Annotated in this window: 9 protein-coding genes; 7 read left to right on the plus strand and 2 right to left on the minus strand. The window is 39.5% G+C overall.

The features are described from left to right. Window position 1: 1 nt before the first annotated feature. On the minus strand, window positions 2–313 hold the full coding sequence (locus A6I66_RS13795; RefSeq protein WP_067150529.1) for a DUF202 domain-containing protein: 312 nt from the start codon (window positions 311–313) through the stop codon (window positions 2–4). 11 nt (window positions 314–324) lie between these two features. Then, a complete protein-coding gene (locus A6I66_RS13800; protein WP_067150532.1) occupies window positions 325–954 on the minus strand; it encodes a 7-carboxy-7-deazaguanine synthase QueE in 630 nt (209 codons plus the stop codon). Window positions 955–1,111: 157 nt separating this feature from the next. Between A6I66_RS13800 and A6I66_RS13805 the strand changes: the two genes are divergently transcribed. From A6I66_RS13805 to A6I66_RS13835, 7 genes are all read left to right on the plus strand, one after another. Beyond that, the gene (locus tag A6I66_RS13805) at window positions 1,112–2,653 is read left to right on the plus strand and encodes a helicase HerA-like domain-containing protein (protein WP_067150535.1); all 1,542 of its coding nucleotides are present in this window, start codon (window positions 1,112–1,114) and stop codon (window positions 2,651–2,653) included. Window positions 2,654–2,697: 44 nt separating this feature from the next. Further along, complete coding sequence (locus A6I66_RS13810; RefSeq protein WP_067150538.1) at window positions 2,698–3,255, plus strand: hypothetical protein; 558 nt, start codon at window positions 2,698–2,700, stop codon at window positions 3,253–3,255. A 10-nt stretch (window positions 3,256–3,265) separates the two neighbouring features. Further along, window positions 3,266–4,243 carry a YitT family protein gene (locus tag A6I66_RS13815; RefSeq protein WP_067150541.1) on the plus strand — a complete coding sequence of 326 codons (978 nt, stop codon included), beginning with the start codon at window positions 3,266–3,268 and terminating at the stop codon, window positions 4,241–4,243. Between the two features lie 23 nt (window positions 4,244–4,266). Further along, window positions 4,267–4,635, plus strand: coding sequence for a cupin domain-containing protein (locus A6I66_RS13820; protein ID WP_067150544.1), 369 nt, complete (start codon window positions 4,267–4,269; stop codon window positions 4,633–4,635). 3 nt (window positions 4,636–4,638) lie between these two features. After that, window positions 4,639–5,466 carry an alpha/beta fold hydrolase gene (locus A6I66_RS13825; RefSeq protein WP_067150546.1) on the plus strand — a complete coding sequence of 276 codons (828 nt, stop codon included), beginning with the start codon at window positions 4,639–4,641 and terminating at the stop codon, window positions 5,464–5,466. Window positions 5,467–5,651: 185 nt separating this feature from the next. Next, window positions 5,652–6,422: a pseudouridine synthase gene (locus A6I66_RS13830; protein ID WP_067150549.1), complete on the plus strand. Its 771-nt coding sequence runs from the start codon at window positions 5,652–5,654 to the stop codon at window positions 6,420–6,422. Window positions 6,423–6,773: 351 nt separating this feature from the next. Further along, window positions 6,774–18,449: DUF11 domain-containing protein (locus A6I66_RS13835; RefSeq protein WP_067150552.1), on the plus strand; the 11,676-nt coding region annotated here is incomplete at its 3' end.

Consider the following 18,449-nt stretch of genomic DNA (forward strand, 5'->3'; position numbering starts at 1 on the left):
CCTATTTATCTTTAGCTTCTTCAGACATATAGTACAGCTTTTTCAAGCTTTTCTTCAGCAGTCTAAAACGCATCACTCCTATCACTAAAAAGAGGATACAAAACACCAAACACACTAAGGCAAAGTATTTAAAATTCGGATAGCCTTTTAATTCAAAAAAGGCAAAAGCTCCAATGAGCAAGTACAAAGATGACCTAATGTAAGATAATAAGGTACGTTCATTTGCCAAACGGGTACGTTCAATAGCTAAATAATCTCTTAGGATAACTTTTTCATCTGGTTTAAAATCACGACCAAAACGTAAGAGTTTCATGAGTTACTTTTTTAAGGGATGTTCAAATATTTATGAGTTTGTAGCGATACTTTCCATTTCGGATTAGCCATCACATAATCCACTATTTCAGGCACTACTTTATCGCGTTTACTCCACTCCGGTTGTAGGTACAAGATACAATTTTTATTCACTTTTGCCGCTTGTTCTTCCGCGAAGCGAAAATCATCCTTGTTATAAACAATCACTTTTAACTCATTGGCATTGTCGTAAACCTCTTGCGTTGGCAGCTTCATTTTTTTTGGAGATAAACAAATCCAATCCCAAACACCGGTTAATTTATATGCACCCGAAGTTTCAATATGCACTTGCAATCCTTTAGCTTTTAATTGCGTAGTAAGCGGGGTCATATCCCAGGTTAAAGGCTCTCCTCCAGTGACTACAATGGTATCACTATATTTTGCTGCGTTTTCAACAATTTTAGCGGTTTCGGTTGGAGGATGTAACTCGGCATTCCAGCTTTCTTTAACATCACACCAATGGCAACCTACATCGCAACCACCAACACGAATAAAATAAGCTGCCGTTCCTTTATGGAAACCTTCCCCTTGAATGGTATAAAACTCTTCCATTAAAGGCAGCATTTCCCCTTTATCAACCTGTGATTTTATCTCTTCTTTCATAAGCTGCAAAGATACATATTACTTATTTCAAATTCTTGCTTTTAGATTTCAAATTAATTCAGCTCAATAAATGGCCTTTTAGAGCATGGTAAACTAATTTTTTCATTCTTTTTATTTCGTGTATTTTTAAGAACTGATTTAAACAAAAACATAATCCATGAGCAGCAAAGACTCTTTTTTTAAATACATAACCGAGGGCTATACAACAAAAGGCGATTATATACCAATTGGCGCTGCCATGTTAGATGGAGAAACCATTACAGGAGCCCATGTAAAAATTCCTTTAAAGACCTTAAACCGACATGGTTTAATTGCTGGAGCTACAGGTACCGGGAAAACAAAAACCCTTCAGGTGCTTGCAGAGAATCTAAGCAACAAAGGCATTCCTGTTTTACTCATGGATATTAAGGGCGATTTAAGCGGATTGGCACAACCCAGTCCGGGACATGCTAAAATAACCGAACGCCACGAAAAGATAGGTTTACCTTTCGAACCTAGCGCTTTTCCTGTAGAATTATTAACCCTTTCGGAACAAAACGGCGTACGACTTAGAGCCACCGTTAGCGAATTTGGCCCTGTATTATTATCGCGAATTTTAGATTTATCGGAAACCCAATCGGGTATCGTTTCTGTTATTTTTCAGTACTGCGACAATAACAAACTTCCCCTTTTAGATTTAAAAGATTTTAAGAAAATACTCCAATATGCCACCCAAGAAGGTAAAGATGAGTTTAACGAAGCTTATGGCAGAATTTCGACGTCTTCAACAGGAGCCATCCTAAGAAAAATTGTAGAATTGGAACAGCAAGGTGCCGATTTATTTTTTGGAGAAACCTCCTTTGACACCCAAGACTTACTGCGTATTGACGAGAACGACCGTGCCTATATAAACATCATTAGGCTAACCGACATTCAGGATCGTCCAAAACTATTTTCAACTTTTATGTTAAGCCTTCTGGCTGAAATTTATTCTACCTTTCCAGAACAGGGTGATAGTGACCAACCCGAACTTATCATTTTTATTGACGAAGCGCACTTGATTTTTGATGAAGCTTCCAAAGCCTTATTAAATCAAATTGAAAGTATTGTAAAACTCATCCGTAGTAAAGGGGTTGGCTTGTACTTCGTTACCCAAAACCCAACCGATGTTCCTGAAGATGTTTTAAGTCAGCTTGGCTTAAAAATTCAGCATGCCCTAAGAGCCTTTACAGCAAAAGACAGAAAAGCCATTAAATTAACAGCCCAAAACTATCCCGATTCTGAATATTATGACACCGAAGAAATCCTCACTTCCCTCGGCATTGGAGAAGCTTTAGTTTCGGCATTAGATGAAAAAGGACGACCAACACCATTGGCTGCCACGATGATGCGTGCCCCAATGAGTCGTATGGATATATTAACGGATGAAGAATTAAAAGCACTTCAGTCAAACTCTAAGTTGGTAAAAAAATATAATGAAACCATCGATCGTGAGAGTGCTTACGAATTGCTGAATGACAAAATAAAACAAGCTGAAGCCGATGAACTCAAAGAAAAAGCACAAAAAGAGCAAGAAGCACTAGAAAAAGCGGCATCAAAAAAACGATCTAGAAGCACCCGTTCTCGAAGCACGGCCATGAACCCTATTGTGAAAGTTCTTACGAGCGCTACATTTATTAGAAGTGTTTTTGGAATTTTAACTAAAGTCATGAAAAAATAAACCGATATTTGACCACTGAAAATTACTAACCTTAATTATACCTAATGCGTAAACTTTTATTCGGCGGAATAGCCTTAACATTATTATTATCAAGCTGTAGCAAAACACAAAACCCTTTTGAGATCTCTAAACAACACATTGGTTTGCTTACAGATTCTACTCAAGTAAAAGACTTAAATAGCGTTTTCCCTAACGATTCGATTGTTAAATTTATCGCTGGTGATGAATTTTTGGGTAATATCGACAACATTGAGATCTTTGAAAAAGGTGGAAAAAAACTGCTTAAACTAACACCTAAATTTGCTTTGGATTCTACTTCAGTAATTTCAAGTGTTCAGGTCATAGATCCTCGTTACAAAACAGACAAAAACATATCTTCAATAAGTACTTTTAAAGATATTCATAGCCAATATAAAATTTCAAAAATTAGTAACTTAATTAATTCTGTTTTGATTACTGTTAATGAAATTAATGCTGGTTTTACAATTGACAAAGCTGAATTACCTTCAAATTTAAGATTTGATATGAATTTAAAATTTGAACCAACACATATTCCAGACAATGCTAAAGTAAAATACTTTTTTCTAAATTGGGATAATTAAACCACTGTAAATGAACCCATTCTTATCTAAACTTATAGTAGACATTGCTCGAAAGAAATTAAAAAAAACGAGCGCTGACAAACCTATTTCTAAAAGGGATATTGTCCCGTTAGTAAGAATTTTACAAGTTGAATTTACTCATGCAATTAAAGAATATATTTTTATAATTCTTGGTGTATTTTCAGCGGGTTTTGGGTTAAAAGGTTTTTTACTGCCCAATAAATTTATCGATGGTGGTGCTACAGGTATTTCCCTATTGCTAGAGCACGTAACGTCTCTTCAACTGGGCATACTCCTGGTTATTGTCAACTTACCATTTATAATTTTGGCAGCCAGAACCATAGGTATGAAGTTTGCCTTAAAAAGCATTATTGCGATTGCCATGTTGGCCTTTGTGGTTCATTTTGTTGAATACCCCACAGTCACAGAAGACAAACTTTTAATCGCTGTATTTGGTGGTTTCTTCCTTGGTTTAGGTATCGGAATGTCGATGAGAGGCGGCAGTGTTATTGACGGCACCGAAGTTTTAGCTATTTTCCTCGGACGAAAATTATCCCTTACCATTGGTGATGTTTTATTATTAATTAATATCGTCATCTTTTCAGTAGGTGCCTATTTACTGTCTATAGAAACCGCGCTGTATGCGATTTTAACTTATATGGCGGCAGCAAAAACGGTAGATTTTGTAGTAGACGGGGTTGAAGAATATGTTGGGGTTACTATCATTTCCAATAAGCACGAGGATTTACGCATTATGCTTACCCAGAAACTTCAACGCGCTTGCACCATTTACGCTGGAAAAGGTGGTTTTGGAAGTTCGGGCGAAAGTTACGACAAAGACATTATCTACACCGTGGTAACCCGTTTAGAATTGGCAAGACTTCAAACTGAAATTGATAAAATTGATAGAAACGCTTTTATTATCATGGGTATCGTAAAGGATTTAAAAGGCGGTATGATAAAGAAAAAGCCCATGAAAGACCATTAAAATGGTTGTTAATAGCATAACAGATGTCTCGAAAAAAATACACGCTTCAAAACATGCCTTTTGTTCTTCCTACAACCGATGGCAAAATTATTAAAGAACATTTTGGAAAAACTTCCGATGGCAATTCGGATATAAGTATCGCTCATATGGTAGCCCCTGCTGGCTGGAGTGAACCTTTTCAAACACCAGAGTTTGATGAATTCACTTTTATCATCAAAGGCAAAAAACAATTTATTATTGAAGATGAAACTGTCATCTTAGAAGCCGGACAATCCATTAAAATTGAAAAAAACACCAGAGTGCAATATTCAAATCCCTTTAAAGAAACCTGTGAGTACATCGCTATTTGCACGCCTGCTTTTTCAATGGATTTAGTGCATAGAGAAGATTAATACATGAGTAAAATAACGCCTCAACTTATAGGAAAAACGATTAATGCATTAAGTTATTTCCAACCCAAACTTGCAGCAAAATATGCTGTTAAATTATTTTCAACACCACAAAAAGGTAAAATCACCGAAGATCAACGTGCTTTTTTAAATACAGCCGTTCACGATACGGTAAACTATAAGGACATCCAGATTAAAACCTACCTATGGGGCGGATCCAAAGACACGGTCCTACTGGTCCATGGTTGGGAAAGCAATGCCTTCCGATGGCAAGATTTAATCGCATTACTTAAAGCAGAAGATTATAACATCTTGGCTATAGATGCCCCTGCTCATGGGGACTCTAGTAACAAAATATTTAATGCACCGATGTATTCGGAATGTATTAGTGAAGTTGTTAAAACCTATAAACCCAATGTCATTATTGGCCATTCTATAGGGGCAACGGCAAGTATCATAGCCCAAGAAAACCATAATTTACCTTCGGTTGAAAAAAATGTTTTACTAGGAGCGCCGTCCAATTTAGCCATTTCGGTTAAAAATTACGCCGATTTTATGGGTCTAAATAAAAAAGTTCGAAAGGCTATCGATGCGTACTATTTAAAATACTTTAAGCATTTACCTAGTTATTATTGTGCTGAAAACTTTTATAAAAACAACGAAACACAAGGCATCATTATTCACGACAAAAAAGATAAAATTATATCTTATCGTGAAGCTTTAGATATTAAACGGCACTATAAAAATGCCGAACTTATAAAAACTCAAGGTTTGGGTCATCGACTAAAATCGGACGCTGTATATCAGCACATTTTAGAGTTTTTAAAGGTTTAACCCAAAATATGCTTTAGAAAATCTATTACGACCTGAAACCCTGCAAAATCAAGCACTTCGTTGGACTTTACTCATGCACCTTAGCGATGCTAGGGCCCAATCTCAAAAGCCATGATTTTATTGGGATTTCAACCCTCATTACGATTCCTAATACATAATTTGGGTTTATATTGTATTTTTGTACCATGGAAGAACCACAATTAAAGCGCATCAATAAATTTTTAAGTGAAGTGGGGTATTGCTCACGCCGTGAAGCAGACAAACTCATTGAAGCTGGCCGTGTAACCATTAATGGTGTCATCCCTGAAAAAGGCACAAAAATAGCTCCTATTGATGAAGTGGCTGTAGACGGAAAAAACATTAAAAATACCAAGGAGCGTTTCGTTTACTTAGCGTTTAACAAACCCGTTGGTATCGTTTGTACCACCGACACTTCAGTTGAAAAAGATAACATTATAGACTTTATCAACTACGGTAAACGTATTTTCCCTATTGGAAGATTAGATAAACCCAGTGAAGGCTTAATTCTGTTAACTGATGATGGCGATATCGTCAATAAAATTCTTCGAGCGAGCAATAATCACGAGAAAGAATATGTCGTTACAGTCGACAAACCTATTTCTCAAACTTTTGTAGAACGTATGGCTGGAGGTATTCATCTTGCCGATTTAAATAAAACTACTAAAAAGTGTTATGTTGAAAAACTAAGCACATACAAATTCAAAATTATTCTAACTCAAGGTTTAAACCGTCAGATTCGTCGTATGTGCGACTACCTCAATTACGAAGTACAAACCTTAAAGCGTGTTAGAATTATGAATATTAAATTAGACATGCCTATTGGTGAATACCGCGAACTCACAGAAGCTGAATTTAGCGAACTTAATCAATTGATTAGCGACTCTACAAAAGAGTATTTAGGAGCCAAGACGAAAACATCGAAGCATAAAAAATAAGAAAATAGATTATTTATATATACCAAAAGCCTTGTAATATCATTTACAGGCTTTTTCTTTTTTATAAGCCTTTACCAAACTAAAAACAAATTTCTAAAAATCAACAGCTTACAAGCCAACATACTTAATTAACATATAAATATACCCTCTAAAAACCTTTAGTTACACTTTATAAATCAAAAAGAAGAATGTTTTTTAAACAAGAATCAATTCATTATCAAAATATTAACCTTACTCACTTATAGCACTCCATAGCCTTTTTTATAAAAAAATTTGTTAAATTTATCCTAACAAAAGACATATAGGTCTGACTTTATTATTTAATCCCTCAATGCCCTTAAATTATAATACATGCAAAAAAACTACCCTAGCAGAAATTCTAAAAGAGGTACCCATGCCATTAAGTTAACATTTTTAACCTTCCTTTTAAGCTTAAGCGCCACTTTTACGTACGCACAATCATGTACTCTAAATGCTGGTCTTGACCAAACCATTTGTGCTCAAGATGTCATGCAGTTAAACGGTGAAACGCCAGACACTTATGTTGACACTCCTGTTTGGACTCAAATATCTGGACCATCGGTAATAATTAGTGACCCCACCATAGACGATCCTATTATTACAGGGTTTACAGGAGGAAATAGCTATACCTTTGAGCTTTCGGCATTTTGCTTCAATGGGGCTCACCCTAGACAAACGGTCACCATTACCGTTGAACCTGTAACTGAGGCTGATGCTGGTACAGATATCGCATCATGCCCCGATAGTTCAGGATCCCTCATTATTAGTGGTAACACCCCTGGTTCGGGTGAGGATGGCAACTGGTCGATTGTAGGAAATAATAGTGCAGGTGTCGTTATAAACCAACCCAACTCACCTACTTCAACCATTACATTGCCTGAAGGCAGTGCTGGAACAACCACAGTAAGATGGACCATTACAGGTCCTCAATACCAACCTGGAACTTTTTGTGAATCAACTTCTGAAATTTCCATCACCAATTACGGTGGTGTTGAACCGGTAGATGCTGGTCCAGATCAAACCTTATCAAATTGTTATACAGTAAGTGAAAACACAGACTTAGACGGCTCATTTGCAGGTTCCGATCCTAATATCCAAATAGGAACTTGGACTTTTGTAAGTGGCCCTTCAACACCTAATATTGCTGATCCAAATCAAAATGACACCAATGTTAGCGGACTAATAGAAGGTGTTTATGTTTTTAGATGGGACGTAAGTGGTACCTGTGTTAATGGAAGTGATACGGTAACCATTACTGTACCGCCAGCAACTCAAGATGTTACTCAAGCTACCGTTGCAAACAGTAACCAACATTTTTGCGATCCTAGTGTTACAGAAACGACATTAACAGGATCGAATCCTAATTTTACCAACGAAACTGTTCTATGGGAACTCATACAACCGGCACCATCGGCAGCGCCTTATATTGACATTAAAGATCCCAATAGCCCGACAACACTTGTTACTGGATTATTATCTACAGAATCTTATGAATTTAGATATACCATTATAAATAACGTAACAGGTTGTGAAACGAATGCCACGGTTAACGTTAGATATAATGCCAGTTCGGTAAGTATCGATGTAAACTCTGGAGACGATATTGTTGCTGCTTGTGGAGAAACCTCGGTTGATGTCCCTTACACTTCTTCTGGAGGAACGAAAACAGAATACAGTATTATTAGCGGTCCGGCAGATTCTTCTATCTCCTTTCCTACATCTTATGAAAACACCACTGGCGCCAACGGTACAGTTACCATAAATAATTTTGATGTACCTGGTGCTTACAAAGTTAATTTTAGACGATCAACTTCTGGAAATTTAACACAAAGCTGTAATGTGGCTAATGCCGAAATCACGGTGTTTATTTCAAAACCTGCTTCTGGTTCAAGTGCTGGTTCTAACCAGGCTTTTATTTGTGGACAAGACAATGGAACTTTAGCAGGAAGTGTTACTCAACCTGGAGAAACCTCATTTTGGTCGCAAGTTTCAGGGCCGGTAATAGCTAACATCACCGACCCTTATGCGCAAATCACAACCGTTACCGGTATGGCTAACGGTATTTACGTTTTTAGATATACCGTTTCTGGAGGCGTTGGATGTTCTCCCGATGCGACTTCGGTAACTACGGTTTATGTGTCACCTGCAGACAATGGCATTTCCGATCCTGGCAGCTACCCCGATATTTGTGTAAATACACCTTTGCAATTGGCAGCTAACGAACCTTTAATTGTATTGGAAGGTACTTGGACTGCTTCCGACCCTAGTATTGTTTTTTCAGATATTCACGATCCTAATGCTATTGCGACAGGCTTTTCCTCTCCAGATACAGACTATACATTAACATGGACCATAGAAAACAGGTTTACCGATTGTGGTCCTCCTGCTGTGGGCAGTGTCGTCATTTCAACGAATTCTGAAGAATCGCCTTCAGCGGCTGATGCTGGTAACGACATTTGCCTCACTTCCGGTACGACAAGCATCGCTAGCTTAGATGCTAACACGTCTAACTTAAATGAAATCGGAACTTGGTCTCAACTATCAGGGCCTTCAACAGTAACCTTTACAGCCCCTAACAATCCGAACACCGAAGTAACTGGTTTAATAGACGGACAATATGAATTTCAATGGGAAATTGCCTTCAGACCAATTGCCGCTAGCTCTTGTGCAACAACAACTAACGATACGGTAAATGTCGTTGTTGCTGATGTTGCAGCTGTAAGTTCTGCTGGTCCAGATCAAAGTTTGTGTTTAGACCGCTCAAGTGTTTCAGTAACGATGAATGCTACCGATCCTGCGCCTTCGGGAGGTATTGGAACATGGAATTTAGTTTCAGGCTTAGGTGGTTATACTGTGGATGATATTAACAGTCCTACAGCAACCTTTTCAAATTTATTCGAAGGCACTTATGTTTTTGAATGGGTAGTATCTTATGGTAATTGTACCACAGCTGCAACGCCAGATCAAGTTCAAATTGAAATTGGGATCGAACCTACGCCAGCCAATATTACGAGTGTCAATCAGCCTTCATGTGGAACCACGGTTTCTATAGAAGCCGATCCTATCATAAATCCAAATACAGAAACAGGAAGTTGGACCGTCATTTTTGGTCCTAACTCGCCAACTATAGATGACCCTAGCAACAACATTATCAACGTAAGTAATTTAATTACAGGATCCTATGTGTTTCGTTGGACCATATTAGGCAGCTCATCCTTATGTCCAAATTCCTTCGATGAAGTTACCGTTGATGTATTTGAACAACTGCAACCTATTGCCGATCAAAATCTTTGTGAAGTTTCTAGTGTATTTTTAGAAGCCACTACAGGAACTACAGGAACATGGAGCATTGTTTCGGCTACGGAAACAGCGACCTCAACCGCTGTAACAGACCTCAGCCCTTACACCCCAACGCAATCTCCAAGCGACAGTAATACGGCTAACGCTTTTGTAGATCCTGGATATACTTATGTTTTTGAATACACAACGAATTACACCGGGGCTGGAAGTTCCTGTAACACTTCACAACAAACTACGGTAACGGTTTCCAACGGACCAAGTGAAGATGCTGATGCTGGACCAGATCAATCTATTTGTATCACAGAAACTCTTGTAACTTTAACTGCTGGGAATACCTCTATTCCTAGTGATGTGACCTCAGAATGGCGAGTACTCTCTCAGCCAGGAGGAGCAAATGCTAGTTTTTCAGCACCTGACAACAGTTTAAGTACTGATGTTTTAGGATTAACTGTTGCTGGTATTTATGTTTTCGAACTGAATTTCCAAAGTAATTTTTGTACTGATGATGCCGATATCGTAAGGGTCACTGTTTATGATGTCCCTGGACCTGTTGAAGCTGGACCAGATCAAGATCTAGCCTGTCAACAAACCACCCAACTTGATGCTACAGCTCCAACTGTGGGCATCGGTGAATGGTCGTTTGCAGATCCGAGTCACGATCCTTCCAATGGTGCAGTAGTTATTGACAGTCCGAATAACCCACAAACCACCTTATCAAACATACCTGATGATGCTGGAAACGACGGATTAGATGATGTCTACATCCTAACTTGGACTGTTACTTCTGGTCCGCTAACCACTGGTGCCTGTGCACCACAGTCGGATACGGTAACCCTAACGTATACAGGCACCCCACCTTCACTGGCAGATGCTGGTCTAGACCAAGAGTACTGCGATGTTACACAATTTTATTTAAACGCTACGCCATTAACTGTTGGAACCGGGACTTGGGTACAAACTTCAGGAAACCCAACGACCATTACAGCCCCAAATAATCCGAATAGTTTAGTATTAGGTCTAACTCCAGGGAATTATGAATTCACGTGGACGGCTACCGGCGGCGGATGTTCATCTTCAGACAGTATGGAAGTGCTCATTTATTCCGACCCCGGAATAACCGATGCTGGCCCAGATCAAACATTACCAGAATTTTCTAATGTCGTTTTAGCTGCAATAGCTCCAACAGTAGGTACAGGTGTATGGTCACAAGTTTCAGGACCATCAAGTGCTAGTTTCATTGATTTAAATGACCCAAATACAGCAGTTTCAGGAACAACGGTAGGCACTTATGTTTTTGAATGGACCATTTCAAATGGTACTTGTACGCCAGTTTCCGATCAAGTAATCATTAACATTTTAGCTAATTCCGATTTAGAACTAACCAAAACGGCATCGCCTTCTAGTGTTAATGTGGGTGATATTGTAACGTTCACGCTGTCTGTTTTTAACGATAATTTCAACACAACCAACTCAGATGCTACAGGTGTTGCTGTTCAAGATGTTTTACCTCTAGGCTACAGCTTGGTATCGGGAAGTGTTTCCAATGGTGGAACCTATGATTTAGCTTCGCAAACCATTAGCTGGACCAATCTTAACATCGCAAACGGTGCCACTTTAAACCTCACTTTTGATGCGACAGTAAATGCATCAGGATCGTATTTAAACACGGCTCAAATCACAGCTAGTGATAATTTTGATAGTGATAGTACACCTAACAACGATGATGGTGACCAAAGCGAAGATGATGAAGATAATGCACAGATTACCATTCAGTCTGCAGACTTATCACTTGATAAAAGCATATCTACCGCTGTAGCCAGTGTGGGTGACAACGTTGTTTTCACATTAACGGTGACTAACTCGGGGCCTGACGAAGCTACTAACGTACAAGTTTTTGAACATATTCCTTCTGGTTACACCTATCAAAGTGACGATGGGGGAGGAAATTACAACGCTACGTCTGGTATTTGGAATGTAGGTTCAATCCCTTCAGGTGATGATGAAACCTTAAACATAACAGTTAGTGTAAACGCGCCTTCAGGAAATACGAATGCATATTTTAATACTTCAGAAATTACTACCAGTGATCAAGCAGACCCTGATAGTACACCAAACAACGACGATGGTGACCAAAGTGAAGATGATGAAGATAATGCTGAAATCACACTTGATGTCGCCGACCTTGAACTTACAAAAACCATCGCTCCAATGTCTGGATCGGTTGGAGACACGGTGACCTTTACCGTTCTAGTTGAAAACCAAGGCACAGGAAATGCTACAGGAGTTGATGTGCAAGATGTTCTACCTAGTGGTTACAATTTAGTTCCTGGTTCAATTTCTAATTCGGGTGTTTACCTCGTAGGAAATAATGCTATAGAATGGGATGACTTGAGTATTGCAAACGGTCTTTCGGTAACACTTACCTACCAAGCTGTTGTAAATGATTCTGGAAATTACACCAATATCGCTCAAATTATCGCCAGTGACTTAACCGACCCTGACAGTACACCTAATAACAACATTGCTAGTGAAGACGATCAAGACGATGCGACCTTTGTTATTGAAGAAGCCGATTTAGAATTAACAAAAAACATCAGTGCTTCAAGTAGTGCTACTCCTAATATAGGTGATACTGTTACTTTCGAATTAACGCTTGTTAACAATGGTCCTAACGATGTAAGCAGTGTATCGGTGGAAGACATTATACCTGCAGGTTATACGCTTTCCGCAGGAACTATTGATATTGGCGGTACCCTTATTGGCAATACCATTAATTGGAATAATCTTAGCCTTACCAATGGTGCAAACTTGATATTATCTTATGATGTTATTGTGAATAGTCCAACAGGTAATGCTAATGACTATACCAACACGGCTCAAATAACCTCAAGCAATCTAGTTGACCCTGATAGTACGCCAAATAATGATGATGGTGATCAAAGTGAAGATGATGAAACCTCTTTCACCATTACACCACAAACAGCTGATCTATCAATAAATAAAATCGTAAATGATAACACCCCTAATGTGGGTGACGCGATCACTTTCACCATAAACCTTAGTAATGCAGGAACAGTTACCGCAACCAATGTATCGGTACTTGATGTACTTCCAGTTGGTTATAGTAATATCGCTAATATTAGTGGAGGTGGTACAGATTCTGGAAATCAAATTACCTGGACAGGATTAACAGTGCCTGTAGGAAATAATACCGTAACGCTAACTTTTGATGCTACGGTAAACGCTCCAACCGGAACTACCAACGAATACCTCAACACGGTAGAAATTACAGCTAGCGATCAATTTGATCCAGATAGTGATTCGGGGTCTAGCTTCGATACCGATGATTACAATGACGGCATTGCCGATGATGATGAAGACACCGAAAACATTAGTATTCAACAAGCCGATTTAAGCATCACAAAAACAGTAAGCAATACCAGTCCGAATGTTGGTGATACTGTAATTTACACTTTAACGGTTGTTAATGCTGGTCCGAATATTGCCACAGGCGTTGCTGTTGAAGACGTTTTACCTTCAGGTTTAACCTTAACCACAGTAAATAATGGTGGCACTCAAAGTGGCAATACGGCAACCTGGTCGGGCTTAATTATTGGTGCAAACAATGGCACACGCGTACTAAGCTATGAAGCTACAGTAAACATGCCAACAGGTACTGCAGGTGAATTTACCAACGTAGCTCAAATTACAGCAAGTAACCAATTTGACCCTGACAGTGATCCTACTACCGATGAAACGGTGGATGAAGATGGTGATGGCGATGGTTTTGATGATGACGAAGATACAGTCACTATTACACCAAACATGGCCGATTTATCTTTAACTAAAACGGTGGTCAACAATAATATCACACCTTTAATAGGTGAACAAATTACTTTTGAAATTCGATTGACTAATGATGGTCCGCAAAACGCAACCGGCGTTGAAGTTGTTGATTTACTTCCATCAGGATACAGTTATGTTTCCTATAGTTCTACGGAAGGCGTATACAATAACACCACAGGCTTATGGTCGGTAGGCACCATAGTTGCTTCAACAACAGAAGTACTATTAATTGATGCCATAGTTAACGCTACGGGAACATACCTTAATACAGCAGAAGTTACAGCTTCAGATGTCGCGGATAGTGACTCAACCCCTAATAATCACATCGAAAGTGAAGATGATCAGGACAGCGTTACAACTACTCCTGTGGTGCCTATGGCCGATTTATCCTTAGTAAAAACAGTCGCTAACGGAAATACATCACCTCAAGTAGGATCACAAATCACCTTCCAAATTGCAGTGACTAATGATGGTCCTCAAGATGCCACCGGAGTTCAAGTGGCGGATTTATTACCTAGCGGATTTACTTATGTGTCTTCTGTAGCCTCTTCTGGAACCTACAATGATGTTTCTGGAATTTGGAATACGGGCTCTGTATTAAATGGTACAACCGAAACACTTTCTATTATTGTTACTGTAAACACCACAGGTGATTACACCAATATTGCTGAAGTAAGCGCTTCCGACCTGTTAGACCCAGATTCAACTCCTGGAAATGATGATGGCGATCAAAGTGAAGATGATGAGGATAATATCACCATCACTCCTGTTCAAAACATGGCGGATTTATCATTAACTAAAACGGTAGCAAACGGAAATACATCGCCTTTAGTGGGCTCTCAAATTGTTTTCCAAATTGCGGTGACTAACGATGGACCACAAAATGCAACAGGTGTAGAAGTGACTGATGTTCTACCGAGCGGATTTACATTTGTTTCAGCCATTACAACTTCTGGAACTTCCAATAACACAACAGGTGTTTGGAACACAGGTTTAGTTAATACTGGAACCAGTGAAACCTTAACCATTTTAGCCATTGTAAATGCTACTGGCGATTACCTAAATATTGCTGAAGTTACCGCTTCAGATATTGCCGATCCAGATTCAACACCTGGAAATGGTATTGACACCGAAGACGACCAAGATAGCGTCCTCATCACACCAGTTGAAGTGGTAGCCGATTTATCACTTACCAAAACCGTGGTTAATGGTAACACATCACCAATACAAGGGACGATAGTAAGCTTCCTTATTACAGTCAACAATTCGGGGCCCCAAGATGCAACCGGTGTAGAAGTTACCGATTTACTACCTTCGGGTTACGAGTTTGATACCTTCAGCACCTCATCAGGAACTTACGACATGACTACAGGAATTTGGACACTAGGCAGTATTGCCAACGGTGATTCCGAATCCTTATTGATTGATGCTCGCGTTAAACCATCTGGAGTCTATTTAAATACTGCCGAAATAACTGCTTCAGATCAAGTTGATAGCGATTCAACGCCAGGTAACAATGTTGCTTTAGAAGACGATCAAGACAGTATTTTATTAATCCCTACGGTTGCTTTAGCCGACTTGTCTCTAACAAAAGAAGTTGTTAATGGTATTTCATCACCGTTAATAGGATCGCAAGTGACCTTCCAGATTACGGTTTCTAACGACGGACCGAATCCTGCAGTTGGTGTGGAGGTTACAGACCTACTGCCTACTGGTTTTAGTTATGCTCAATTTAATTCAACTTCAGGAACCTATAACCCAAATACAGGGTTATGGCATGTAGGCGTTATAGCCAATGGCAACGCACAAACCTTATTAATCGACGCTACTGTTAATGCACCTACAGGAGCCACAGATGAGTATTTTAATGTTGCTGAAGTTTCTGCGAGTAGTATTAATGATCCTGATTCCACTCCTGGAAATGATGATGGCGATCAAAGTGAAGATGATGAAGATAGTGTACGCTTAACCCCTGTTTCTGCTGCTGCCGATTTATCACTTACCAAAACAGTAGTCAATGGAAACACCACACCTGTCGTAGGTTCACAAATCACCTTCGAAATTGTCGTTTCTAACGATGGACCAAATCTGGCCACCGGTGTAGAAGTTACCGATATTCTTCCTTCAGGGTTTAACTATGTCGTATTTAGTAGTACTACCGGAACGTACAATCCTGCTACTGGTTTATGGATTGTTGGTCCTATTATAAGTGGTAACTCCCAAACGCTTTTAATTGACGCCTTAGTAAATGCGCCTACTGGAACCACTAATGAATATTTAAACATTGCTCAGGTTTCGGCATCAGATGTTGCTGATAGTGATTCGACACCTGGAAATGATGACGGCGATCAAAGTGAGGATGATGAAGATAGTGTACTCATAACACCAACCGATATCATAGCCGATTTATCACTTTCAAAAACCGTTGTCAATAATAATACGAGTCCGAATGTAGGTGATCAAATCACTTTCGAAATCACAGTTTCTAATGACGGACCAAATATTGCTACAGGGGTTGAAGTTACAGATGTACTCCCTGCTGGCTTTAGTTACAATCGATACAGTTCTACCTCAGGAACCTACGATCCAACTACGGGATTATGGACTACCGGAATCATTGCAAGTGGCGGTTCACAAACTTTACTGATTGATGCTACTGTAAACCGACCAACCGGGGCAGCAAATGAATTCCTTAACATAGCTGAAGTTTCAGCTAGTAATGTTAGAGACTCCGACTCCACTCCAGGAAACGACGACGGTGATCAAAGTGAAGATGACGAGGATAATGTGTTAGTAACACCTCTACCTGAGATTGCCGACTTATCGGTAACTAAAACGGTAACTACAGGTAACACATCACCTCAGGTAGGGTCACAAATCACATTCCAAGTCACCTTAACAAACGGCGGCCCTAGTGATGCTAGCGGTGTTGAAGTCACTGATTTACTCCCTTCTGGTTTTAACTATGTATCGTACAGCTCTTCTAAAGGACTTTACGACCAAAATACAGGAATCTGGAATCCTGGAACCGTAACCACTGGAGCTACTGAAATCCTACTTATTGATGTTTTAGTAAACCAAACAGGGAACTTCGAAAACATCGTAGAAGTAACAGCTTCCGATATAACAGATCCTGATTCAACACCTGGAAACGGAATTGATACGGAAGATGATTATGCTAGTGTAACCATCACGCCAGTTCAAAACATGGCGGATTTATCACTTTCAAAAATTGTGTCAAATGGAAACACTTCTCCGTTTGTTGGATCTCAAGTTGCTTTCCAAGTTTCTGTAACTAACGCTGGCCCGCAAGATGCCACGGGCGTTGCTGTAACGGATTTATTACCTTCTGGATTTACTTATGTATCATCTATAATTTCTTCAGGAACTTATGATGAAACTAGTGGAATCTGGAACACAGGTATCGTAAATAACGGTGCTACGGAAACTTTATCGATCGTAGCTACTATAAACCCAGCTGGTGATTACACTAACATCGCTGAAGTATCGGCTTCTGATATTGCTGATGCAGATTCGACACCTGGAAATGGTGATCCGACGGAAGATGATTATGACAGTGTAACTATTACGCCTGTCACGATTAATGCTGATTTATCTCTTACGAAAACAGTTGCCGGTGGAAACACCTCGCCGCTTGTTGGTTCGCAAATCACTTTCCAAATTGCCGTGACCAATGATGGTCCGCAAGATGCAACGGGAGTAGCTGTAACGGACTTATTACCTAGCGGATTTACTTATGTATCATCTATCATTTCTTCGGGAACTTATGATGAGACTAGTGGAATCTGGAACACAGGAACGGTTATAAATGGTGCTACGGAAACACTTTCTATCGTAGCCATCGTAAACCCAGCTGGTGATTATACCAACATCGCAGAAGTATCTTCTTCTGATATAGCTGATGCGGATTCTACACCTGGGAATGGTGATCCGACTGAAGATGATTATGATAGTGTAACCATTACGCCTGTCACTATCAATGCTGATTTATCTCTTACGAAAACAGTTGCTGGTGGAAATACTTCTCCGCTTGTTGGAACAGAGATCACTTTCCAAATTGCAGTGACCAATGATGGTCCGCAAGATGCGACGGGAGTAGCTGTAACAGACTTATTACCTACTGGATTTACTTATGTATCGTCTATCATTTCTTCGGGAACTTATGATGAGACTAGTGGAATCTGGAACACAGGAACGGTTATAAATGGTGCTACAGAAACACTTTCTATTGTAGCCATCATAAACCCAGCTGGTGATTACACTAACATCGCTGAAGTATCGGCTTCTGATATTGCTGATGCAGATTCGACACCTGGAAATGGTGATCCGACGGAAGACGACTATGACAGCGTGACTATTACGCCTGTAACTATAAATGCTGATTTATCTTTAACTAAAACTGTTGCTGGAGGAAATACTTCTCCGCTTGTTGGAACAGAGATCACTTTCCAAATTGCAGTGACCAATGATGGTCCGCAAGATGCTACTGGGGTTGAAGTAACTGATTTATTACCTAGCGGATTTACTTATGTATCGTCAATAATTTCTTCGGGAACTTATGATGAGACTAGTGGCATTTGGAACACAGGTATCGTAAATAATGGTGCTACGGAAACTTTATCAATCGTAGTAACTGTAAACCCAACTGGTGATTATACAAACATCGCTGAAGTATCAGCTTCCGATATTGCTGACGCGGATTCGACTCCTAATAATGGCGATGCGACGGAAGATGATTATGACAGTGTAACCATTACACCTGTAACTATAAATGCTGATTTATCACTTACGAAAACCGTAGCTGGTGGAAACACCTCACCGCTTGTTGGATCGCAAATC

The sequence above is a fragment of the Pseudotamlana agarivorans genome, from assembly GCF_001642835.1.
GTDB lineage: Bacteria > Bacteroidota > Bacteroidia > Flavobacteriales > Flavobacteriaceae > Pseudotamlana > Pseudotamlana agarivorans.